The organism is Rhodocaloribacter sp. (assembly GCF_056451265.1).
The window spans coordinates 103492-125908 of the sequence record NZ_JBWOPL010000019.1 but is presented as its reverse complement, the minus strand read 5'-3'; the positions used below and the strand labels follow the sequence as shown (position 1 = coordinate 125908).

Here is a 22417-nt window from a genome sequence, read left to right as displayed (position 1 = left end):
GCGAGCGGCGCTCAGGCGCCGAGCCAGGCGCGAAAGAGATCGATCATCGCGCCGGGGTCGATGCCTTCGACGTGGGTGCGTATGCGGAGGGTGCACCAGAAGTCGAGCATGAGCATCTGGAGCGCGTGGATGGGCACGGCGATCCAGAAGGACCGACATCGCCAGACGAGCGCGCCGAGCGCCACGCCGCCGACGATGGAGAGGAGCGCCTCGGCGAGCGGTTTCTCGAAATGGAGGATGGCGAAGGGAAGCGCCTGTACGAAGATCGCATAGAGCCCGAGCGTGCGCGCCGTTCCGAAGAGCACGAAGCCGCGCCAGAGATACTCCCACCCGATCCAGTAAAAGAGGAAAAGTCCCTCATACACTGCAAAGAAGCGCCAGTCGAGCGCGGCGGGCTGGTAATGCGGATAGTTGGCCTGAAAAGCGCCGCCGTCGGAGAGGATCCACGTGCCGACGAGGACGAAGGGGAGGTAGAGGAGCGCCAGCGTGAGCGCGAGCTTCCAGTCGCCGAGGCCGAGGCCGATCTCGGAAGGACGGCGTTTGAAGCACACGACGAGGCACGCCACGGGGAGGACGAAACCGAAGACGCCCTGTGCGGCAAACCACCACCCCCACGCCAGCACGCCGCGCCACGCCTCGGGGAAACGCGGGGCGAGCGTCTCGCGGAATACGGTCCGGGTTCCGAAGTTCATCTGAAGGATGACGAAGAGCGCGGCGGCGGCCAGCACGAAGGCGGTCTGCCGGTCCACCGCCCGCGCCGCCGCGATCAGACGATGCCACTCGCGCCGAAGCCTTTCTTTCATTAGTTTCCTCCTTTCAACCGGATGGGCCCCGGGATGATACGGAGCGCGAGGTAAAGTATCGAAGCGCATCGACGATGGGTAAAGTAAGGAGGGAGAAACGGGCGAGGGCGTCGTGGATCGGAAGTCGGGTGGATCATGCGTGAAAAGCGCGCAGCTGCCGGCTCCGCAACCCTCGAAACGCGGGTGTGAACCAGACGAGAGCGGAGCATGAAGATGCGGCGGGCGTCGATGGCGGCGGTGGGGCTGGCGATAATCGGTGTCGTCTTCGCGGGCGAGGCGCGGGCGCCGGATTTCGCGCCGGTGCGGCCCGCATTCATGGTCGAGGGCTCGGCGCGCGCGACCCCTCTTGCCGGACCGGGTCCGGTCGAGCGATTCTTCGAGACGCACGGGATGAAGATGACGCCGCCGCCCGTCTTTGATGCGGAGGCCGCCGAGCTCTGGGTCGATTCGCTCATGGCCACGCTCACACGCGATGAGAAGATCGGACAACTTTTCATCGTCGACCTCCCGGTCCGGGGCCGCGATCGTCTCGAGGAAGCCGAAGCGTTGCAGGCGGTCCGCACGTACGGAGTGGGCGGTTTCCTCGTGCGTCGGCTGATGCCGCCCCGCGCCGTCTTCGAGGCGGCCCGGCGTCTTCAGCGCGACGCTGCCGTGCCCCTCTTCTTCGCCGCCGACTATGAGCGCGGCGTGGGGCGCTTCGACAATGCCCTCACCGAGTTGCCCTCGAACATGGCCCTCGGCGCGACGCGCGACACCCTGCTGGCCGCCGTGGCCGGGCGGCTGACGGCCGTCGAGAGCCGGGCCGTCGGCGTCAACCTCCTCTTCGCGCCGGTGGTGGACGTGAACAATAATGCCGCAAACCCGATCATCAACATCCGTTCGTACGGCGAGGACCCGGACCTCGTGGCGCGCATGGCGGGGGCGTTCGTGCGTGAGGCGGAGGACGCCGGCGTGCTCACCACGCTCAAACATTTCCCCGGTCACGGCAACACCTCCGTCGACTCGCACACGCGGATGGGCGTCGTCGGCGGCGATGCCGGGGCGCTCGGACGCGTCGAACTTCGTCCGTATCGCGTCCTCGTCGGACGTCCGCATCCCCCTGCCGGGGTGATGAGCGCGCACCTCTGGGCGCCTGCCTTCGACCGCGCGCCGACGCCCGCCACGTTCAGTCGCCGCGTCCTCCACGATCTGCTCCGCGACTCGCTCGGTTTCGAGGGCTTTGTCGTCACGGACGACGTCAAGATGGGCGCCCTTCGGGGACGGCATCCGCTCGCCGAGCGGGTGGTGCGTCCGCTCGAGGCCGGCGCCGACCTGATCCTCACGCCGGAGGACCTGCCGGGCGCGATCCGGGCGGTGAGCGCTGCGCTGCGTTCGGGCCGCCTCGGTGGAGACGCCCTCGACGCGTCGGTGCGCCGCATCCTTCGGGCGAAGGCGCGGGCGGGTCTCTATGCGGGGCCGCCCGCCGAGGTCTCCGCGCTCGACACCCTTCTGACCCACCCCTATGGAGCGCCCGTGGCGCAGGCCGTCGCCGAGCGTTCCGTGACGCTCCTTCGCGCCGCTCCGGCGCTCCCGCTCTCACCGGGAAGTCGCGTGGCGCTCCTTCAGCTGGCAAACTACCGGGGCTCCGAAAGCATCGCGGCGGCCATGGACGCTTTCGCCGACACGCTCGCGTCTGCGTACGTCGTCCGGGAACGTTTCGAGCGGGCGCCGACCCCCGCGCAGTCCTCGGCGGCGCTTCGGGCGGCAGAGCGGGCGGACGTGGTGGTGGCGGCGCTGTACCTCCGGCTCCGGTCAGGGCGGGGGGAGGCGGGGCTGAACGCCGGGCAGGAACGGTTCGTCCGTCGGCTGCTCGCGCTCGACGTCCCCGTCGTGCTCGTGGTCTTCGGCAATCCGTACGCCGTCACCACGTTCTCCGAAGCCGACGCGCACCTCGTCGCGTACGATCAGACGCTCGCTTCGGTGCGGGCGGCGGCGGCGGTGCTTCGCGGCGCGCTCGACCCGGAGGGACGCCTGCCCATCACCGTCGATCCGTATCCCTACGGCGCCGGCCTCGGCGCGCTCGGGCGATGAGGGGAGGCCTCAGGGCTTCTTCGGCCCGACGTGCGTCGTCAGAAAAGCGTCGATGCCCCCGGCGTAGCGCGGCCCGGTGACGGCATAGCCGTTGTTGTGCGCCCCCTCGATTTCGAGAAAAGCCTTCGGCTCGGGCGCGGCCTCGAAGAGCTTCGTGCCGTGCTCGAAGGGGATGAGCGCGTCGTCCCGGCTGTGAATGACGAGCACCGGGGCGTGGATACCGGCGAGGCGCGCGCGGTTGTCGAAGCGGTTTCGGGCGAGCAGGCGGACGGGCAGATACGGGTACTGCTTCGCCGCCACGTCCGGGATCGAGGTGAAGGTCGAGCCGAGGATGAGCGCGCGCGGCCGTTCGCGGGTGGCGAGCCACGTCGCCGGTCCGCCGCCGAGGCTCCGCCCGAAGACGACGATCTCGTCCGGGATCAGCCCGCGCGTTTCCGTGAGGTAGCGCCAGGCCGCTGCCGCGTCGCGATACAGCCCGTCCTCCGACGGCTTGCCCGTGCTCCGGCCGTACCCGCGATAGTCGAAGAGGAAAACGTTCAGCCCGAGGCTCCGGAAGATCTCCACGAGGTCGAGCCGGTGCGAGATGTTGCCCGCATTGCCGTGGAAGAAAAGGAGCGTGGCGCGGGGCTTCCGGGAGGGAATCCACCATCCGTGGAGCCGCTCGCCGTCGTCCGTCTCGAAGGTTGCGTCTTCGAAGGCCATGCCGCGCGCGGCCGGATCGGCTTCGAGGGTCGAGGACGGGAAGAAAAGAAGCCGGTTTTGAAAGACGAAAAGCACCGTGAGGACGAGGGCGTATCCGCCGAAGAGAGTCAAGAGCATGGATCGGGCATGAAGCGTGAAAAGCGACGTTCTCATGGGTCGCCTCTGAGGCGGCGCCGTTACGGCAAGTATCGGAGACGGGAAAGCAAACGATAGGATGAGTACGCGCCGCGCGCCGGAAAGTGGCGACCGAGAGGATCGGAGTGCGTGCGCCGTCCGGCGGGAAGCCGCAGGCGGGGCCGCGTTTCAGGCGGCGGGCGGCGTTTCAGGCGGCGGGCGGCGGGTTCGGAGCAGTCGGAGGCTCGGCGCCCGCCGCAGGCGGCAAAAGGTTCAGCTTCTCGAAAGCCTTCGCTTCGTCGATGAACAGCTGACGGTGGGGGAAGGGGATCTCGATGTCGGCGCGGCGGAGCGCCTCCCGCACCCGCTCGATGTATTCGAAGCGGACCGGCACTTCCTGCTTCGGGTCTTTGAGATACAGGTACAGCATCATGTCCACACTGGAGTCGTTGAGCTTCGTCACGACCACGCTCGGCGGGAGGTCGGGGCGGAGGCGCGGGTCGCCCTCGGCAGTCTTGAGCACGACCTCTCGGGCTTCCTGAGGGCGCTCCTTGTACGCGATGCCGAACGGGACTTCGACGCGCAGGATGCCGCGCATCGTGTGGTTGATCAGCCGCTGGTTGATCATCTGAATGTTCGGCATCACCATGACCTCATTGTTGAGCGTCCGCATCCGCGTCGAACGGAGCGTGATCTCCTCGACGGTTCCATAGATCCCCTCGATGTCGATGGCGTCGCCGACGCGGAAGGGTTTGTCGAGGAGGATCGTCACGCCGGAGATGAAGTTTTCGAGCGTGTCCTTCGCCGCGAAGCCGACCGCCACGCCGACGATGCTGAAGCCCGCCAGCAGCGCCGTCACGTTGATGTCGAAGTTGGCAAGCACCATCATGAAGATGAAGGTGAGTCCAAAGACGCGATACGATTTCAGCAGCAGGCTCCGGATGCCCGGATCGATGGTGCGGCTCCGGCTCAAGACCCGTTCGAGGAGCGAGCCGAAGGTGCGGTAGAGGAAATAGAAGATGAGAAAGACGAAAACCGCGCTGATCAGCTTCGGCACGAACGCCACGGCGATTTCCGCAGAGCTCTGATAGACCTGCGTCCAGACCAGTTCCCATTTCCCCTCCATGATCAGGCGTCCCGTCTCACCGACCTCACGGCTCAGGTTGCCGAACGTGTCAAGGGAATCCTGAAGCGCGAGCGAGTCGAGCGCAAGGCTGTCGGGTGCGACCTGCGGGGGGAGGATGGGTACCTGCTGGAAAGCCGGGATCAGCATGGACGGAAGGCAGCCGGTGGGTGAAGACGACGCGGCGAGAAAAGAAGAGCGCGGCGGGCGCGAAGAGGCTCCGGTGCGGGAAAATACGAAAAAGCAGGGACGCGGGCGCGGGAAGAGAGCGGGCGCGACCTCAGGGCGCGGCGACTTCGAGGACGGGCATCCGAGTTTTCGAGCGTCCGTAGAGCTGCGTCAGCGTTCGCAGTCGGGTGGCGATGGGGATGTTGAGCGCGTCGGCGGTGAAGCGCCAGGCCCAGTTGCCCGCGCGCTCGCCCGGTGTGTTCATGCGCGCTTCGGAGCCGAGGCCGAGGAGATCCTGGAGGGGCAGGATCGCCACGTCGGCCACCGAGCCGAAGAGCGCGCGGATGAACGCCCAGTGGATCTCCCGCTCGCGGCGCTCGTCGAGGTCGAGATAGTGGCGGCAGAACTGATGGGCGCGCCGGATCGTCTCGGCGTCCTGCGTGCTCTGCGTGTTCGTCCACCACCCGCTGACGGTGTCGTTGTCGTGCGTGCCCGTATAGGCGACGAGGTGGCGCTCGTAGTTGTGGGGCAGGAATTCGGCGTCGGCGTCGGCGTCGAAGGCGAACTGCAGGATGGCCATGCCGGGGAAGTCGAACGTCTCCATGAGTGCGACCACGTCGTCGGTGATGACCCCGAGGTTTTCGGCGATGACGGGCAGTTTACCGAGTCGCTTGCGGAGGGTGCGGAAGAGGTCGGCGCCGGGGCCGGTGACCCATCGCCCGTGGACGGCGGTTTCCTCGGAGGCGGGCACCTCCCAGTACGCGGCAAAGCCCCGGAAATGGTCGAGCCGGACGAGGTCCACGTCCTCGAGGATTTTCTTCATCCGTCGCGTCCACCACTCATACTTGTTTTTCCGCATGACGTCCCAACGGTAGAGCGGGTTGCCCCATCGCTGGCCCGTCTCGCTGAAATAGTCCGGCGGGACGCCCGCCACGACGGTGGGCTGCCCCGACGCGTCGAGGTGAAAGAGTTCGGGGTGGGCCCACACGTCGGCGCTGTCGTGGGCGACGTAGATGGGCAGGTCGCCGAAGAGCCGGACGTCGCGTTCGTTGCAGTACGCCTTGAGCGCGCGCCACTGCTCGTCGAAGAGGTATTGCCAGAACCGGCGCATGCGGATCTCTTCGGCATAGGCCTCCCGTGCGCGGTCGAGGGCTTTTTTCTCCCGCCGGACCAGGCCTCTGGGCCAGTCGGTCCACGCGCTTCCGCCGTGCGCTTCCTTGAGGGTCATGAAGAGGGCGTAGTCGTCGAGCCAGTGCGCGTTCTGCCGGCAGAACGTCTCGAAGCGGGCCCGGTCGTCCGGTGCGGCGTCGGCCTCGAAGCGCTCGAAGGCGGTGCGAAGGAGCCTTTTTTTGTACGCCCACACGCCGTCGAAGTCGACGCGGTCTGCCGGGAAGGCGGGGACGGACGCGAGGTCGTGGTCCTTCAGGAGTTCCTGCTCCCGGAGCCGGTCGGGGCTGATGAGCATCGGGTTGCCGGCGAACGTCGAGAGGCCTGCGTACGGCGAGAAGCCGTAGCCGACGGGGACGAGCGGGAGCACCTGCCAGATGCGTTGTTCGGTGTAGGCCAGAAAGTCGGCGAACTGATAGGCGCTCGGGCCGAGGTCGCCGATGCCGTAGGGGCCGGGGAGGGAGGTGAGGTGGAGCAGGAGACCGCTGGAGCGTGTCAATTTCATGGACGTGGACGGGGAAATCAAAGAGAGCGTGGGAAAGCGTCTCCGCGAAGAGGCTGCTCGAACGGGACGAGCGCGAAAAGTTAGGTCACCGGGAAGAAAAAAGCAGGGCGCGTTCGGCCATGCCCGCCTTTTCCATGCTATTCGCCAAGTATTAAAATTATGCCGGGATAACGGCGGTGCGGGATGAGGGACACGGCCCTTCCATGCTCGTAACATTCGCCGGGGGGACGGCGTACCATGGCGCGTTCCCCGTCGTGCCCCACGCCGAGTCCGGTTTCTCTCATGCAGGACGTCTTCGAGCCGCTCACGCCCGCCGACTACACCTTTCTCGTCGGTCTCATCGAGAGCAGCGTCAACCTCACCGATGATCAGAAGCTTCGCCGCCTGCTTGCGGAGGTGGAAGCAACCGACACGCCGCAGGCGCGCGCCGCGCTGAACAGGCAGCTGGAGCGGGAGATCCGGTACCTCGGAAGCTCGGAGATCATGTACGTGACCCGCTATCTGTCGGGGCAGGAGCCCGGTGTGTCGTTCGGGACCGTCGTCCGGGACGCGGCGAAGGCGTTGAAGGTCGATCCGCCGAAGCCGGGCACGAGCCGGGAGCAGGTGGAGGCCGTCGTGTCGCAGTACGTGACCCGGCAGTTCGCGGAACTGACGCCGGAAGCGCAACAGCGTATGCTCGAAGAACTGGGGGTGGAGCGGGAGAAGGCCGCGGCATTCCTCAAACGCTCGGCGGGAGTCTTTGCGCTGCCGATGCTCATTCAGGCCTTCAACACGATCATCGTCGAGGGGCTGATCAAACGCATCATCTTCGGAACCATCGCCAGGATCATCGGCTCGCAGCTGGCGCAGTCGCTCTTCCGGTTTATCGCCGGGCGCTTCCCGTGGTGGGTCGCGTGGATCGGCCCGGCCGCGTGGACGTTTTCCATCGGCTGGACCACCGTCGACCTTCAGGGACCGGCCCTGCGCAAGACCATTCCCATCGTCCTCTATCTCGGCCTGTGCTCGCTCCGCGACCGCTTCGGCAACACGCCAACCGACGACGCGGCTTCGGGCTGAGGAGGCGGCCCGGTCACTTCGTCCATTTCTCGAGCAGTTTGCGGGCGATCTCCTGGTTGCGCACGTCCTGCGAGGTGGTCGGGGGCAGTTCGATGGCCTTGCGGAGATGCGGGATCGCGTCCTCTTTCCGGCCCATCTTCTCGTACGTGATCGCCAGTTCGAAGTGCGCGAGGGCGAAGTCGGGGTTGAGCGCGATGGCGCGTTCGAGCATGGCGGCGGCGTCCTCCTTCGAACCTTTCGGCACACCGCCGAAGAGCACCTTGGCGAACGAGCGCTGAATCCAGTTTAGTTCGGAAACCTCCCGGTAAAAAAGGCCGAGTGCGACGTACGCGGGCGCATACGTGGAGTCGAGTTCGATGGCTTTTTTGGCGTATTGCTCCACGTCCCGCCCGATCTTCACCTTGCTTTTGCCGCCCTTGAACAGCGCCAGGTTGCCGTACGCGGCGGCGAGCTGAAAATAGGACTCGGGGCGATCCGGAAACTTCTCCTTCATCTCTTCCGCGTAGGCGACGGCTTTGAGGATGGCTTCCTCGGCGGCTTGTTTGGAGCCGGCAGCCAGGAGGTCCTTCGCGAGGTCGTGATAGGTTCGGGTCAGGCGGAGGAGCACGTCGAAACGTTCGGGCGCACGCGCGTAGGCGCTCCTGTATGAGTCGAGTGCCGAGTTATTGTCGAAGGCGGCATAGAGCGCGTCGCCCCGGCGGAGAAGGGCCTCGACGGTCTCGTCGACCCGGCTGGAGTCGGCCGGCGGGGTTTGCGCGGCGACCGTCGAGACGAGCATCATGAGGGCGAGCAATGAGCCCCCGAACGCCCCGAAACGAAAATGCGGGAAAAGCTTGTGCATGGCGAACTCCGTACCTTATCCTTTTTTATAACATAATGGACGAAATGGGAAACGACAGGACTCGGTTCTTGTTCGATGCAGGGAACGAACCGCCGTGTGAAAACCGAATGGAGGTTTTTCGGCGCGAGGACCATACCGTAAGGAATATTTCCGTCGCGCCGTAACGGAACCGGCGTCCGGGACGTCCCATCAGATAATCTGCCCCTTGCGTTCGTTCGCTTTACCCCCCCCGGTTCCCCACTCTTTAGGCCCCTTTCTGAGATATGCAGGCTGATTTGAATCCCGCCGTCGAAGATGTTTCCGCCGAACCCTCCGACGCGGCGACCATGCTCGAACGTTTTCAGACTGTGCGCCGCTTTTCCGAAGCTTTGTGCCGTCCGCTTGTCACGGAGGACTACGTCATCCAGTCGATGCCGGACGTGAGCCCGACGAAGTGGCACCTGGCCCACACGAGCTGGTTCTTCGAGACGTTCCTTCTGACCCCGTACCTCGACGGCTATTCGGCGTATCACCCGGACTTCTCGTACCTGTTCAACTCGTATTACGTGCTGGCGGGCGATCGATTTTTTCGCCCGAAACGGGGCCTGCTCTCGCGCCCGACCGTCGAGGAAGTATACCGGTATCGCGCGTATGTGGACGAGCACATGCACGCCCTGATCGACGGAGCGGACGAGGCGCTCGCGGCGGAGCTTGCGCCCCTGGTCGAGATCGGGATGAACCACGAACAGCAACACCAGGAGCTGATTCTGACGGATCTCAAGCACGTTTTTTCGGTCAACCCGCTCTTCCCCGTGTACGCCGATGCGCCGGTGCACCACGCGACCGAGACCGGCCCGGCGGGCTGGATCCTCTTCGAGGAAGGACTCTACGAGATCGGTCATGACGGGAGGGGCTTCGCATACGACAACGAAGGGCCGCGTCATCGGCATTTCCTCGAAGCGTTCGCCCTCGCCGATCGTCTGGTGACGAACGGGGAATACCTCGCGTTCATGGAGGACGGCGGGTACGAGCGGTCCGAACTCTGGCTCTCGCTCGGTTCCGCGGCGGTGGAGGCAAACGGCTGGCGCGCGCCCATGTACTGGTATGAGCGGGACGGGCAATGGCATCAGTTCACGCTCTCGGGTCTGCGCCCGGTGGACCCCGACGAGCCGGTGTGTCACGTGAGCTACTTCGAGGCCGACGCTTATGCCCGGTGGGCCGGCGCGCGCCTGCCGACGGAGCAGGAATGGGAGGTGGCGGCGCAGGGGCTTGCGCGCACGGGCAACTTCGTGGAGACGGGGCATTACCACCCGGCGCCCGTCGCCGCAGAGGGCGGGCTCCGACAGATGTACGGCGACGTCTGGGAGTGGACCGGGAGCGCGTACAGCCCCTATCCCGGCTATACCCCGCCGCCCGGAGCACTCGGCGAATACAACGGCAAGTTCATGTGCAACCAGTACGTGCTCCGGGGCGGTTCGTGCGCCACGTCGCGGTCCCACATCCGCCCGACGTACCGCAACTTCTTCCCCCCCGAATCGCGGTGGCAGTTCATGGGCTTCCGCCTCGCGCGCGACGTGTAAACTCCCGTCCGCCGCATCCTTCGATCTCAACCCTTTTCCGACCATACGCTCCCCACCATGCACCCCACACAAGAGGCCCTTCCGCGCTCCGAGACCCATCTTTCCCGGTCGCAAATGAAGGCCGAAGTGATCTCGGGTTTGACGCGGCGTCCGAAGGTGATCCCGTCCAAATATTTCTATGACGAACGCGGGTCGCGCCTCTTCGATGCGATCACGGAGCTCGACGAATATTATCCCACGCGCACCGAGCAGGCGATCATGGAGGCGAACGTGGCGGAGATGGTAGCGCGCATCGGGCCGAAGAGTCTGCTCGTAGAGTACGGGAGCGGGAGCAGCCGAAAGACCCGCATCCTCCTCGACCACCTCCCCGACCTGGTCGGCTACGTGCCCATCGACATCTCGCGGGAGCACCTTCTTCGCACGGCCGCCGACCTCTCCGCCGCCTATCCGGACCTCAACGTGCTCCCGGTGTGCGCCGACTATACGTCCGGATTTGCGCTTCCCGAAGTCGAGGGTTCGGTCGAACGCGTCGTGGTGTATTTCCCGGGCTCCACGATCGGCAACTTCGAACCCGGGGAGGCGCGCGCCTTCCTGGAGCACGTAGCCGAAGTCGCGGGACCGGGCGGGGCGCTCCTCATCGGCGTGGATCTGCAGAAAGACCCGGCGATCATCGAGGCGGCGTACAATGACAAAAAGGGCGTCACGGCGGCTTTTAACAAGAATATCCTCGCCCATATCAACCGTGAACTCGACGCCGACTTCGACCTCGATCGGTTCGGACACCTGGCTTTTTACGATGCGGAGCACGGGCGCATAGAGATGCGCCTCGTGAGCCTGTCCGATCAGTGTGTGCGGATCGGGAGCACGCGCATCCCGTTTCGGGAGCACGAGCATATCCTGACCGAGTATTCGTACAAGTACAGCCTCGAAGGATTTGCCGCGCTGGCGGCGGCTTCCGGGTTCAGGGTCGTAAAGGTGTGGACCGATCCGGAGCGGCTCTTCAGTGTGCAGTGCCTCGAAGTGCGGTGAGCATGCTCCGGCGCGCTCAGCCCGGCCCGATCGTCAGGGGAGAGGCGGCTTCGGATTTGAGACGGGCCTTCACCTCGGGCGGGAGGGCGGCCCAGTGCGTATCGGTAAGCGCGCCGTGGAGCGCGTAGAGCAGGTTCAGGTTCACGTCCCTCGGATGATGATGCTTTAAAATCTTGTACGCCATCACTGCGCCCATCGCTTCGAGGTCGGCGCGGGTGCGGCGCCCGAGTTCCGCGAGCCACCCCGCCGAAACGGGGCCGATGTTCTTCAGTTCGTGTACGGGCGTTGCGGAGCGCATGGCCTATCAGGTTTGGTGGAGCAGCGAGGGGCGTATCCTTTGAACCGGGGAGTCGTACGGACGCGTGGTTCCATTGGTCCAATTCTGCGTCTTCACGGACACCTCATGAGTACCGACGGCGGGTGACCCCCTCGCGTCATCGACGGGACTATTTCCACCAAACAACCTTCAGGGAGGTCAAGATGGCAGACGTGATCGACTACACGATTATCGGGGACGACATGCAGGTGGTCGAGGTGGCGCTCGATCCGGGCGAGGGCGTGCGCGCCGAGGCGGGCGCGATGCTCTACATGAGCGACGGCATCGAGATGCAGACCGGCGCGGACGGCGGCCTCTTCGGAGGCTTCAAGCGGATGCTCACCGGCGAGAGCTTTTTCATCACCACCTTCCTGCACACCGGCCGCGACACGGGAAAGGTCGCCTTCGGCGCGCCGTATCCGGGCAAGATCGTGCCGCTGGATCTGGCCGAACACGGCGGCTCGTTTCTGTGCCAGAAGGACGCGTTCCTCTGCGCCGCGAAGGGCGTCGACATCGAGGTGGCTTTCACGAAGCGGCTCGGGGCGGGACTCTTCGGCGGCGAGGGATTCATCCTTCAACGGCTCACCGGCGACGGCCTGGCCTTCCTTCACGCGGGCGGGACCATCCTCCGGCGCGAGCTCGCGCCCGGCCGGACGCTTCGGGTCGATACCGGTTGCCTCGCGGCCTTCTCGACCTCCGTCGCCTACGACATCCGGTTCGTCGGCGGCTTCAAGAACGCCCTTTTCGGCGGCGAAGGGCTGTTTCTGGCGCACCTGACCGGTCCGGGCGTCGTGTACCTCCAGAGCCTGCCGTTCTCGCGCCTGGCCGACCGGATCCATGCCGTGGCGCGGTTCAACAAAAACAAGGGGGAGCGCAAGGGCGTCGGCGGGATCGGCGGCGACCTCCTCGGCGGCATCCTCGGCGGCGACAAGTGGTGAGCCGGCCGTTCCTCCGAAAAACGGGGCGGTCAAGCCCGCGACGGCTCGTTTCTTTAGGTCGATAGATCGTACCTTTGGGCGATTTGATTCACCAGACGCCCGATCGACATGCGTTGCTCCTCACGATTCGCTCTCGTCACGCTCTTTTTCACCGTCTGGTTTGCCGGAACGGCTGCGCACGCCCGGCAGGCCTCCCCCGACGCCCGGGCGGAAGCCTATCGCGCCGCCGCTGATCGCCTCATCGACGCCGCTCTGGCCGACAGCTCCGCCTTCGAGCGGCTCGGCTACCTCGTCGACACGTTCGGGCCGCGCTTCAGCGGCACGCAGAACCTCGAAGACGCCATCGACTGGATCCTCGGGGAGATGGAGGCCGACGGGCTGGAGCATGTGCGGGGCGAGCCGGTGATGGTCCCGCACTGGGTGCGCGGCAAGGAGTCGCTCACGCTGATCGAGCCGCGCGCCGCCGAGATGCAGATCCTCGGCCTCGGCGGAAGCATCGGCACGCCGCCCGAGGGGATCACCGGCGAAGTGCTCGTCGTCGGCTCGTTCGACGAACTCGAAGCGCGGGCGAGCGAGGCGGCGGGGAAGATCGTCCTCTTCAATGTGCCGTTCACCTCGTACGGGCAGACGGTGCAGTACCGGACGCGGGGCGCGGTGGCGGCGGCGAAGGTGGGAGCCGCGGCAAGCCTCGTCCGCTCCGTCGGGCCGGTCTCGCTGTATACGCCCCACACCGGAGCGATGCGCTATGCCGACGACACGCCGAAGATCCCGCATGCGGCGGTGACGGTCGAGGATGCGATGATGATGCAGCGCATGCAGGACCGGGGACAGAAGGTCGTCGTGCGCCTGCAGATGGACGCGCAGACGCTCCCGGATGCGCCGTCGCGGAACGTGGTGGCTGAGATCGAGGGACGGGAGAAGCCCGAGGAGGTCGTCGTCCTGGGCGGGCACATCGACTCGTGGGACGTCGGGCAGGGCGCGATGGACGACGGCGGCGGGTGCGTGGCGGCGTGGCAGGCCGTGCGGCTCATGAAAAAGCTCGGCCTTCGCCCCCGGCGCACCGTGCGCGTGGTGCTGTGGACGAACGAGGAGAACGGACTGCGCGGCGGCGTCGGTTATCGGGACGCGCACGCCTCGGAGGTCGCAAACCACGTCCTCGGCATCGAGTCGGATGCGGGCGTCTTCAAGCCGACGGGCTTCGGCTTCACCGGCTCGGACGAGGCGTTTGCCCGCGTGCAAAGCATCGGACGGCTGCTCGAACGCATCGGGGCGGGGGAGATCACGCGCGGCGGCGGCGGCGCGGACATCGGCCCGCTCATGCGCCGGGGCGTGCCCGGCATGGGCCTACGCGTCGATGGGGCGAAGTATTTCTGGTATCACCACACGAACGCCGACACCCTCGACAAGCTCGACCCGCACGAGATGAACCTCTCCGTCGCCGCAATGGCCGTGATGGCGTACGTGGTCGCCGAGATGCCCGATAAACTGCCGCGCTCCGAAGTGATGCCTGCAAACTGAGCGGACGATGAAGAGCGGCTTTGGCCGGGGGCGGGGTCACGCGCTTCGGAAAAGACGGATGCGCTCGCATGCGCCCGCGACCGAACATAGAACACCGGCAGACCCACCTGTGGTTTTCTGCTGATCTCTCTTTAGAGATCCTCTGCGAGAGGAAGGGGGTGTGCCGGTGCTGACTATTCGTTCATACCCGGCGTCTTGCCGGGGGTTTCCGCCGGTTCCCGGAAGCCGACGTTTCCTGAGGAAGCGCGTTCACGAGACCGTGATTCCGGCGGCTCTGGCGAAAGCCTCGAGGGCGAGGCGGTACGTCTCGTAGTCGGCGTCGGAGAAGAGGACGAAACGGATCTCGTCGAAGGCGTCCGGGTGGGCGCGCACCTCTTCGGCGACGGCGCCGAGAGCGATGGGCGCCGCGAGCGTGATCGGGAAGCCGTATGCCCCCGTGCCGATGGAGGGAAAGGCGACCGTCCGAAAGCCGTGCTTCCGCGCCTGCTCCAGCGAGTTCCGGTACGCATTTGCCAGAACGGTTTCCTCGCCGTGGGCGCCGCCTCGCCAGATCGGACCGACGGTGTGGATGACGGCGCTCGCGGGAAGGTCGCCGCCGGTGGTGACGACGGCCTCGCCCGCCGGAAGGCCGTCCGGATATTGTTCGTTTCGGATCGTTTTACACGCTTCGAGGATGGCCGGGCCGCCGCGCCGGTGGATGGCGCCGTCCACGCCGCCCCCGCCCATGAGGCTCGCGTTGGCGGCGTTGACCACCGCGTCCACGGCCTGCCGCGTGAGGTCGCCCCGCACGAGACGAAGCGTCGTCTTTCCAATGCGAAGGGAATCCATGATGCTCATCGACGAAATATGGTGATTCAAAGGACGTTTGAATCAATAAACGAGCGTCGTTTCCAAATCGTTCGTCGAGGAGCGGTCCCCCGATCGTTTTTCGAGTGAAAAGTTGACGCAGACCCGGAAATTGAAGACCTTGGGAGGAGCGCTTGCTCTGAACCCACCCGCCGGGCGCCCGAGCGGCTGCCCGGATCGCGCAACATCGAAACGGCACGACCCATCCCGGAGGACAGGTATGACCATGCACATGAACCGTCGCGAGTGGCTGACCCGGTCGGGGATGCTCGCGGCGACGAGTTTCGTCTTTGGCCCCGGCGCGCTTGTGGCCCGTGGAGGCACACCCGCGCGCGCCGTACGCGACTCCCGCGCGGAGATCATCCGTCTCCACAGCAACGAGAACCCCTTCGGCCCTTCGCCGAGCGCCCGCGAAGCCATCACGGCGGCGTTCGACCTCGGCAACCGGTATCCTGCCGAGCATTACCATGAGCTGACGACGATGATCGCCGAGGCGGAAGGACTCAGCCCCGACCATGTCTTCCTCGGGGCGGGCTCGCACGAGGTGCTTCGCGTGGCGGGCGTCGCCTATGGGCTCGAAGGCGGCGAGGTGGTCACGCCATATCCCACGTATGAGCGCATGGGCGTCTATGCCGAAGCCGTCGGCGCGCGCGTGCATCGCGTGCCCCTCACGTCCGCGTTCGACACCGACCTCGACGCGATGGACCGCCGCACGACGAACGGCGTGAAGATGGTCTTCGTGTGCAATCCGAACAATCCGACCGGCACGGTCCTCCCGGCGGACCGCCTCCGCGCCTTCTGCGAAGACGTCTCCCGCCGCGCCGTCGTCTTCGTCGACGAGGCGTATCACGAGTACGTGGACGATCCCGCGTACGCTTCGATGACGGACCTCGTGAAAGCCGGGGAGAACGTTATCGTCTCGCGTACGTTCTCGAAAATCTACGGGCTTGCCGGGCTTCGCGTCGGGTATGGGCTTGCCCGCCCGGACCTCGTCGCCCGGCTGAAAGCGCTCACCACCGCCCACAGCGTGAACATCCTCGGCCTCGCGGCCGCCAAAGCCGCCTTCGTCGACGAGCCGTTCCGCGCGATGAGTCGTCGCGAGAACGCCGACGCGCGGGCGTTCCTCTACGATGTCCTCGACGAACTCGGCTATCGCTACCTGCCCTCGCAGTCGAACTTCGTCTTCTTCCACGTCGGCGAAGACGTGCGCGCCTTCGGGGAGAAGATGCGGGGGCGCGGCATCCGCGTGGGGCGTCCGTTCCCGCCGTACCTCGACTGGTGCCGGGTGAGCATCGGAACGCGCCCGGAGATGGAGGCGTTTGCTGCGGCCCTCCGCTCCGTGAGCGCGCCGTGACGTCCGGGAGTCTCTCTCATCCTGCTTTTCCAGAAAACAATGAACCGAACCACCGCCTTTGCCACGTTCCTTTTCGCCCTTTTCCTCGCGGGATGTGCCGCCGCGCCGGGTGAAGACCGGCTCGCGCTCGACCTCACGCTCGAACCGCTCGATCTCGCCACCGGGCCGCACAGCGGGGAGCCGGGGCTGGCGCTCGGGCCGGACGGGACGGTGTACGCGTCGTGGATCGATCCGCTCGAAGGGGGCGGGCACGCCTTCCGCTTCGCCACGTACGCGCCGGGTGCGGGCGCGTGGTCCGAGCCGAAGACGATCGCCGAAGGGGAAGGGTGGTTCGTCAACTGGGCGGACGTGCCCTCGCTCGCAGCGGGGGAAGACGGCTTCCTGGCGGCGCACTGGATGGCGTACAACGGCGAGGGCAAGTATGCCTACGGCGTGCGCGTGAGCCGCTCCACCGACGGCGGCGAGACGTGGTCCGAGCCGGTGTGGCTGCACGACGACGCCTCGGCGGCCGAGCACGGCTTCGTGACGCTCGTGCCCGCCGGAGCCGGTGCGATGCGGGCCGTCTGGCTCGACGGACGGCAGTTCGCCGAGGGCAAGGCGGTCATGACCATCCGCGCCCGCAGCCTGTCCGCCGACGGCTCGCTCGGCCCCGAGGCGCTCCTCGACGACCGCACGTGCGACTGCTGCCCCACCACCGCAGCCCCGCTCCCGGACGACGGCATGATCGTCTTCTACCGAAACCGCACCGAGGACGAGATTCGCGACATCTGGTACGTCCGGTACGACGGGCGGGCATGGACCGAGCCGACGCCGCTTCATGCAGACGGCTGGCGCATCGCCGGCTGCCCGGTCAACGGCCCGGCGACGGATGCGGCGGGGGCAGACGTGGTGGTCGCGTGGTTCACCGCGGCGGATGAGACGCCCCGCGTGCAGGCCGCCTTCTCCGGCGACGGCGGCGCGACCTTCGGCCCGCCCGTCCGCCTCGACCTCGGCCACCCCACCGGCCGCGTGGACGTCGTTCGCCTCGAAGACGGCGGGGCCCTCGTGTCGTGGCTCGAAGGCAAGGGGGAGGCGCACACGGCCGGCGTCTATGCCCGTCGCGTGCGCCCGGACGGAAGCGCCGGGGAAGCCGTCCTCGTACAACCCTCCTCGACCTCGCGCGCGAGCGGCTATCCCCGCATGATCCGCTCCGGCGACGATCTCGTTTTCGCATGGACCGAAACGGGCGAGGCGGGCCGCGTCCGCACCGCCGTGGCGCGCCTCGACGGATGAGGCCGGACGTTTTTCGGGACGCCGCGCATCTCCGCTCCCGCGAGGCCCCCGGCGCCTTGCCGCTCAGAAAGGTATCTCATCCTCCACGTCTTCCGGCGCGCGCTCGCGGGTGAGGAGCGTGATGCCCTCGGGCGAGAAGCCGAAGAGATCTTCGGGGGAGAAGATGAGACGGAAGTGGTGATCCGTAAAGAACGGCTCGAACTTCCGGGCAAATTCGTCGAGGCGTTTGAGGTAATACGCCGTGTTCTCGTCGGGATGCGCCGGGTCCCATGCTTCGGCGAGTCGCGCGTTCTCGAAGGAGGTGACGTTCGCGCCCGTCCCCGTGATATAATACGTGATGCGGTCGCCTTTCCGCACCGGTTGCCCGGTTGCTTCGCCGCGCGTGCGGGCGAGTTCATACGCCGCCGCGCGGGGGCGCTTCCCGGCGCGCACGTCCGCCTCGTACTGTTCGAGCGTATCCTTGAGCGTCACCGTGCGGGAGAAGTCGTCGGCGCGCTCCCATGCATGCGTCATGATCCGGTCCCGATAGGCGAGATAGAGCGCGTGCAGTCCCGCGATGTCCTCTTCGAGCAGGAGCCGGATGGCTTCCCGCACGAAATGCCGCCCGAAGCGCTCCGTCGAGCGGGAGACGAGCGAGGAGCCCTTGAACGAGAGCCGGTCGTCGTATCGGAGGAGGGCGTAGTTCTTCTTTTTATACGAGAGCATCTTTTTGAAACGCCCGTCGAAGCCGATACGGATGCCCTCCGGCATCTCCTCGTTGAGCCGGTCGATGAAGGCCCGCTCCGCCGCTTCGCCCCGGACGCCTTCGGGCGGCACGAAGAGCACGCCGTCGGTGTCCACCTCGATCACGCGCCCCCCTTCGCCGCGAATCAGCCCGATGATCTGCCGGAGCAGCTTTTGCCCCGTCGCCGCCACGCGGTCGGCTTCGGCGAAGTCGTTGAAAAGGGCGAGGCTGAACCCGAGGTTTCCGTAAAAAGAATTGATGAGGTTCTTGTACGAAGTCTGCCGGGCGTCGAGTTCGCTTCGCATCTCCTCGGTTTCGGCGTCTTTCATCCGGCGCTTCGTTTCGAGGCGGAGGTCGGTGAGGCGGTGGAGCAGGCCGGGGAAGACGCCGAGCGCGTCGCCTTTCGGGCGGACGTCGTAGTGGAGCATGATCGAGGGGTACAGGCTCTCGACGTCGGCGTACACGATCGGGCCGGCGACGCCGGTGAGGAACACGTCCGTATAGCCGCCCATCACCTGACTGCCCCATGCGCTCTTCGGGAGGCTGTGGCGACGGCGGAGGTATTCGCGCACGAAAAGCGACTCGATCTTCGCCGCCGGGCCGGTGCGGGCGACCTGCCCGTAGGGCATCGGGAGCATCTGCGTGAGGAAAAACGTCGAGCCGGAGAGGTGGCGGGCGAGGCGCTCCGTCTCGATGACGTCGTCGAGGGCATAGGCGAGGAGGCGGGCCGGGTCCTCACGCCACACCCGGGCAATCTGATCGCCGTCGACGTACGTGCGGTCCTCGGGCGCGAAGCCGAAATACTTCGCGGCGGCCTTCAACCCGTACCCGGGGAGGTCGCGTTTGAAGACGTCGTAGCTCATCACCTGAAAGTACGTGTCCACCACGTGCCGCCCGGCGATTTCGAGGGCGGGGAAGTCGATGGACCGTTCGGCGAAGCGCATGCTCGACGGGAAGGCGCGGGGCACGGAGCCGTCGCGCCCGATGGCGAACGGCACGCGCAGCCGCTCGCATCGTGTCATGAGGTAGGGGAAGTCGAAGGCGTAAATATTGTGTCCTTCGATCACGTCCGGGTCGCGCTCGCGGATGAGGTGGACGAGGTGCGCGAGCATCTCCGCCTCGGTCTCGAAGCCCACGCCGCCGGGCGCGTCCACGCCGGGGGCGAGGTGGAGGAGCCGCCGCCACCCCCGGTTGTCGGAGAGGGCGACGATGATGACGCGGTCCCCGGCGTGCGCGGCGTTCGGGAAGCCGCTCCCGGCATAGGCCTCGATGTCGAGCTGAAGCCGGTGGAGGTCGTCGAACGCCATGCCTTTGAAGCTCGTGCGCCCGGTCTGCAGGAGATATTGTTGCGCCGGGTTGTTGACGAGGTACAGTTCCTCCGGTCGTCGATCCCGGCTCTCCGTGGCGCGTTCGATATGCCGGACGGCATCCCAGTATGCCGACCACGAGGTGAACACGACGAGGAAACGGTAATAATTGTCGCCCGCGAGTTTTTGAAAGCGGAAACGGGCGTTCGGAAAGCCCCGGAGGAGGGTGACGTCCGAGAGGAAGAAGAAGGGGTAAAGCGGCGCGTCCGTTTCGAGGAGGCGACCGTTTTCGTCCCGGTGATACACACGGATGACGGCCTGCGCCCCGGCGACGTCGTTCGTGAGGGGAAAGACGTCCACGATGCGCGGTGTGGGGTCCTTGCCGAAGAGCGCGGCGTCGGGAAGCGGCGGGAGGTCGGTGTGAAGAACGGACACGGCGGCGTCGGAGCGGGAACGGACGGGGGCGGAAGGTGCGGTCGGGACCCGTGCGGCACGCCGGGCACACGGGCGTATGAATCCCGGCGCGCCGGGGTCCGTACGCCGCCCTTCGAAACGGGACATACGCGAGCCGAAGGCATTCGTTCACACGCGCGCCCGGGAGATTTTCGCGGCGGCCCGTAACGGGCGCGCGGGGCGGGCTACCTAGCGGGCGGGCGTCCGGCCGTTCGCACGGCAGAGACCTGCACACGACGAAACGCGGAATGGCGTTTCGGTGCGTGCGCTCTTAAGCCATTGTTCGCAAACGATTATGTTAATGTAAAGGGATTCTCCGTATCTTGGCCTCGCCCAGCGGCCCCCGGGTCGCGGGCACGGATTTCAGACGCGCCATTCCATCACCCGAGCTACATAGAAGGGCCGGTTAGCCCTGTGCCGGTTAGCCGGCTTCGCCTTTTTATACCCATAGAGAGAGAAACCATGCGTATTTCCACGATTTCCCCGCATCGGGGCAAGCTTCTCGTGCTTCTGCCCGGCATGGGCGCCGTCGCCACCACGTTCATCGCGGGCGTCGAGGCCGTGCGGCGAGGCATGGCCAGGCCCATCGGCTCGCTGACGCAGATGCAGACCATCCGCCTCGGCAAACGCTCCGAGAACAGAAACCCGCTCATCCGCGACTTTGCGGATCTGGCCCCGCTGGACGATCTCACCTTTGCCGGCTGGGATGTCTTCCCGGACGACGTCTACGACGCTGCCCGGCGCGCCGACGTGCTCGAACCGCGGGATCTCGAACCCCTCGCCGACTTTCTCCACACCATCAAGCCGATGCCGGCGGCTTTCGAGAAGACGTACGCCAAGCGGCTCGACGGCACGAACGTGAAGAAGGCCGCCACGAAGTACGACCTCGCGCAGATGCTCCGCGACGACATCCGGCAGAAGATCGACGAGACGGGCGCCGACCGCGCGGTGATGGTCTGGTGCGGCTCCACGGAAGTCTATCTCCGCCCCGCCGCGTGCCACATGACCCTGGAGGCCTTCGAGCAGGGCATGAAGGACAACGATCCGGCCATCGCGCCCTCGCAACTCTACGCCTATGCCGCCATCATGGAGGGGGTCCCGTACGCCAACGGCGCGCCCAACCTCTCGGCGGATTTCCCCGCGCTCGAACAACTCGCCCTCGAACGCAACGTGCCCATCGCCGGGAAGGACTTCAAAACCGGCCAGACGCTCATGAAGACCATCCTCGCGCCCGGCTTCAAAACACGCATGCTCGGCATTCAGGGCTGGTTCTCGACGAACATTCTCGGCAACCGCGACGGCGAAGTCCTCGACGATCCCGACAACTTCCGCTCGAAAGAGGTCACGAAGGCGGGGGTGCTCGACACCATCCTTCAGCCTGAACTTTACCCCGATCTCTATAAAGACCTCTACCACAAAGTCCGCATCAATTATTACCCCCCGCGCGGCGATGCGAAGGAAGGATGGGACAACATCGACATCTTCGGATGGCTCGGCTATCCGATGCAGATCAAGGTGGATTTCCTCTGCCGCGACTCCATCCTCGCCGCGCCCATCGTGCTCGACCTCGCCCTCTTTCTCGACCTCGCCAGGCGCGCCGGGAAGCAGGGGATTCAGGAATGGCTCTCGTTCTATTTCAAGAGCCCGCACGTGGAGCAGGGACACATCCAGGAGCACGACATCTTCATCCAGCATTTCCGGCTGAAGAACACGCTCCGGGTGATGGCCGGCGAGGAGCCCGTCACGCACCTGTCCGAGAATTACGAGTATGAAAAATATGACCACTAGGTCGGAGGTAGGCATGTCAGAGAAAGAATCGCGGACGGGCGTCGTGCTTGCGGCGGGCTTCGGCTCGCGCCTTCGGGGGGTGAGCGAGGAGACGGCGTTGAAGCCCCTCACGCCCGTGGCGGGTCGCCCTCTGCTCCTGCGCACGCTCGACAGCCTCGAAGCAGCCGGATGCCGCCGCGTGGTGATCGTGCTCGGCCACGGCGCCGACGACGTGCGCGCGCGCATCGAAGCGGCGTATGACGGCGTGCTCGAACTGGTCTTCGCCTTCAACCCGCACTATGAGTTGAGCAACGGCCTCTCGGTCCTCGCCGCGCGCCCGTACGTCGCCCGCACGTTTATCCTCACCATGGCCGACCACGTCTTCGGCGACGAGGTGATGGCCCTGGCGGGCGCGCACACGCCCGTCGCAGGCGGCGCCACGCTCCTCGTCGACTATAAGCTCGACACGATCTTCGACATGGACGACGCCACGAAGGTGCTTGCCGAGAACGACCGCATCCTCGCCATCGGCAAGCAGATCCCCGAGTACAATTGCGTCGACACCGGCGTCTTCGTGTGCACCGACGGGCTGATGAACGCCCTCGAGGACGTCTATCGCGCCCGCGGCGACGCTTCGCTCTCCGACGGCGTCGCGCGGCTGGCCGCCGAGGACCGGATGCGTGTGCTCGATATCGGCGACGGCTTCTGGCAGGACGTGGACACGCCCGAGATGCTCGCCCACGCCGAGGCCATCCTCGAAAAACGTGAGACCATCACGGCCTGAC

18 protein-coding genes are annotated in these 22417 nt (G+C 66.2%); 10 read left to right on the top strand and 8 right to left on the bottom strand.

Annotation, left to right across the window (positions count from 1 at the left end; genetic code table 11):
- Positions 1-11: 11 nt before the first annotated feature.
- Positions 12-803 carry a lysostaphin resistance A-like protein gene (locus tag AC1HIY_RS02585; protein ID WP_479575140.1) on the bottom strand — a complete coding sequence of 264 codons (792 nt, stop codon included), beginning with the start codon at positions 801-803 and terminating at the stop codon, positions 12-14.
- A 207-nt stretch (positions 804-1010) separates the two neighbouring features.
- Between AC1HIY_RS02585 and AC1HIY_RS02580 the strand changes: the two genes are divergently transcribed.
- A complete protein-coding gene (locus AC1HIY_RS02580) occupies positions 1011-2873 on the top strand; it encodes a glycoside hydrolase family 3 protein (RefSeq protein WP_479575139.1) in 1863 nt (620 codons plus the stop codon).
- Between the two features lie 9 nt (positions 2874-2882).
- Here AC1HIY_RS02580 and AC1HIY_RS02575 read toward each other — a convergent pair whose 3' ends face one another.
- The 3 genes from AC1HIY_RS02575 to malQ form a co-directional block, all read right to left on the bottom strand.
- Positions 2883-3692, bottom strand: coding sequence for an alpha/beta hydrolase (locus tag AC1HIY_RS02575; protein ID WP_479575138.1), 810 nt, complete (start codon positions 3690-3692; stop codon positions 2883-2885).
- Positions 3693-3897: 205 nt separating this feature from the next.
- Positions 3898-4962, bottom strand: coding sequence for a mechanosensitive ion channel family protein (locus AC1HIY_RS02570; RefSeq protein ID WP_479575137.1), 1065 nt, complete (start codon positions 4960-4962; stop codon positions 3898-3900).
- Between the two features lie 130 nt (positions 4963-5092).
- Positions 5093-6868, bottom strand: a complete 1776-nt coding sequence (malQ, locus tag AC1HIY_RS02565) for a 4-alpha-glucanotransferase (protein WP_479575136.1) — start codon at positions 6866-6868, stop codon at positions 5093-5095.
- A gap of 66 nt (positions 6869-6934) precedes the next feature.
- Between malQ and AC1HIY_RS02560 the strand changes: the two genes are divergently transcribed.
- Entirely contained in the window at positions 6935-7708 is a 774-nt protein-coding gene (locus AC1HIY_RS02560) for a hypothetical protein (RefSeq protein WP_479575135.1), read from the top strand.
- 13 nt (positions 7709-7721) lie between these two features.
- Here the strand turns inward: AC1HIY_RS02560 and AC1HIY_RS02555 are convergent, their stop codons facing one another.
- A complete protein-coding gene (locus tag AC1HIY_RS02555) occupies positions 7722-8549 on the bottom strand; it encodes a tetratricopeptide repeat protein (protein WP_479575134.1) in 828 nt (275 codons plus the stop codon).
- 263 nt (positions 8550-8812) lie between these two features.
- On the opposite strand from AC1HIY_RS02555, the gene egtB reads away from it, so the two are divergent.
- Both egtB and egtD read left to right on the top strand, forming a co-directional pair.
- Positions 8813-10108, top strand: a complete 1296-nt coding sequence (gene egtB / locus AC1HIY_RS02550; RefSeq protein WP_479575133.1) for an ergothioneine biosynthesis protein EgtB — start codon at positions 8813-8815, stop codon at positions 10106-10108.
- 57 nt (positions 10109-10165) lie between these two features.
- Positions 10166-11137, top strand: a complete 972-nt coding sequence (egtD, locus tag AC1HIY_RS02545; RefSeq protein ID WP_479575132.1) for an L-histidine N(alpha)-methyltransferase — start codon at positions 10166-10168, stop codon at positions 11135-11137.
- Between the two features lie 16 nt (positions 11138-11153).
- Here the strand turns inward: egtD and AC1HIY_RS02540 are convergent, their stop codons facing one another.
- Positions 11154-11435 carry a TfoX/Sxy family protein gene (locus tag AC1HIY_RS02540; protein ID WP_479575131.1) on the bottom strand — a complete coding sequence of 94 codons (282 nt, stop codon included), beginning with the start codon at positions 11433-11435 and terminating at the stop codon, positions 11154-11156.
- Between the two features lie 182 nt (positions 11436-11617).
- Here AC1HIY_RS02540 and AC1HIY_RS02535 point away from each other — a divergent pair, with 182 nt between their 5' ends.
- Complete coding sequence (locus AC1HIY_RS02535) at positions 11618-12391, top strand: TIGR00266 family protein (protein ID WP_479575130.1); 774 nt, start codon at positions 11618-11620, stop codon at positions 12389-12391.
- A gap of 108 nt (positions 12392-12499) precedes the next feature.
- Positions 12500-13909, top strand: coding sequence for a M28 family metallopeptidase (locus AC1HIY_RS02530; RefSeq protein ID WP_479575129.1), 1410 nt, complete (start codon positions 12500-12502; stop codon positions 13907-13909).
- A gap of 249 nt (positions 13910-14158) precedes the next feature.
- On the opposite strand, the gene AC1HIY_RS02525 is transcribed toward AC1HIY_RS02530, so the two are convergent.
- Positions 14159-14737: an O-acetyl-ADP-ribose deacetylase gene (locus tag AC1HIY_RS02525; protein WP_479575128.1), complete on the bottom strand. Its 579-nt coding sequence runs from the start codon at positions 14735-14737 to the stop codon at positions 14159-14161.
- A gap of 238 nt (positions 14738-14975) precedes the next feature.
- On the opposite strand from AC1HIY_RS02525, the gene AC1HIY_RS02520 reads away from it, so the two are divergent.
- The gene (locus AC1HIY_RS02520; RefSeq protein ID WP_479575127.1) at positions 14976-16109 is read left to right on the top strand and encodes a pyridoxal phosphate-dependent aminotransferase; all 1134 of its coding nucleotides are present in this window, start codon (positions 14976-14978) and stop codon (positions 16107-16109) included.
- 39 nt (positions 16110-16148) lie between these two features.
- Entirely contained in the window at positions 16149-17381 is a 1233-nt protein-coding gene (locus AC1HIY_RS02515) for a sialidase family protein (RefSeq protein WP_479575126.1), read from the top strand.
- Positions 17382-17444: 63 nt separating this feature from the next.
- On the opposite strand, the gene AC1HIY_RS02510 is transcribed toward AC1HIY_RS02515, so the two are convergent.
- Positions 17445-19847 carry a DNA polymerase domain-containing protein gene (locus AC1HIY_RS02510; protein ID WP_479575125.1) on the bottom strand — a complete coding sequence of 801 codons (2403 nt, stop codon included), beginning with the start codon at positions 19845-19847 and terminating at the stop codon, positions 17445-17447.
- Positions 19848-20327: 480 nt separating this feature from the next.
- Here AC1HIY_RS02510 and AC1HIY_RS02505 point away from each other — a divergent pair, with 480 nt between their 5' ends.
- On the top strand, positions 20328-21653 hold the full coding sequence (locus AC1HIY_RS02505) for an inositol-3-phosphate synthase (RefSeq protein ID WP_479575124.1): 1326 nt from the start codon (positions 20328-20330) through the stop codon (positions 21651-21653).
- 13 nt (positions 21654-21666) lie between these two features.
- A complete protein-coding gene (locus AC1HIY_RS02500; protein ID WP_479575123.1) occupies positions 21667-22416 on the top strand; it encodes a phosphocholine cytidylyltransferase family protein in 750 nt (249 codons plus the stop codon).
- Position 22417 lies beyond the last annotated feature (1 nt).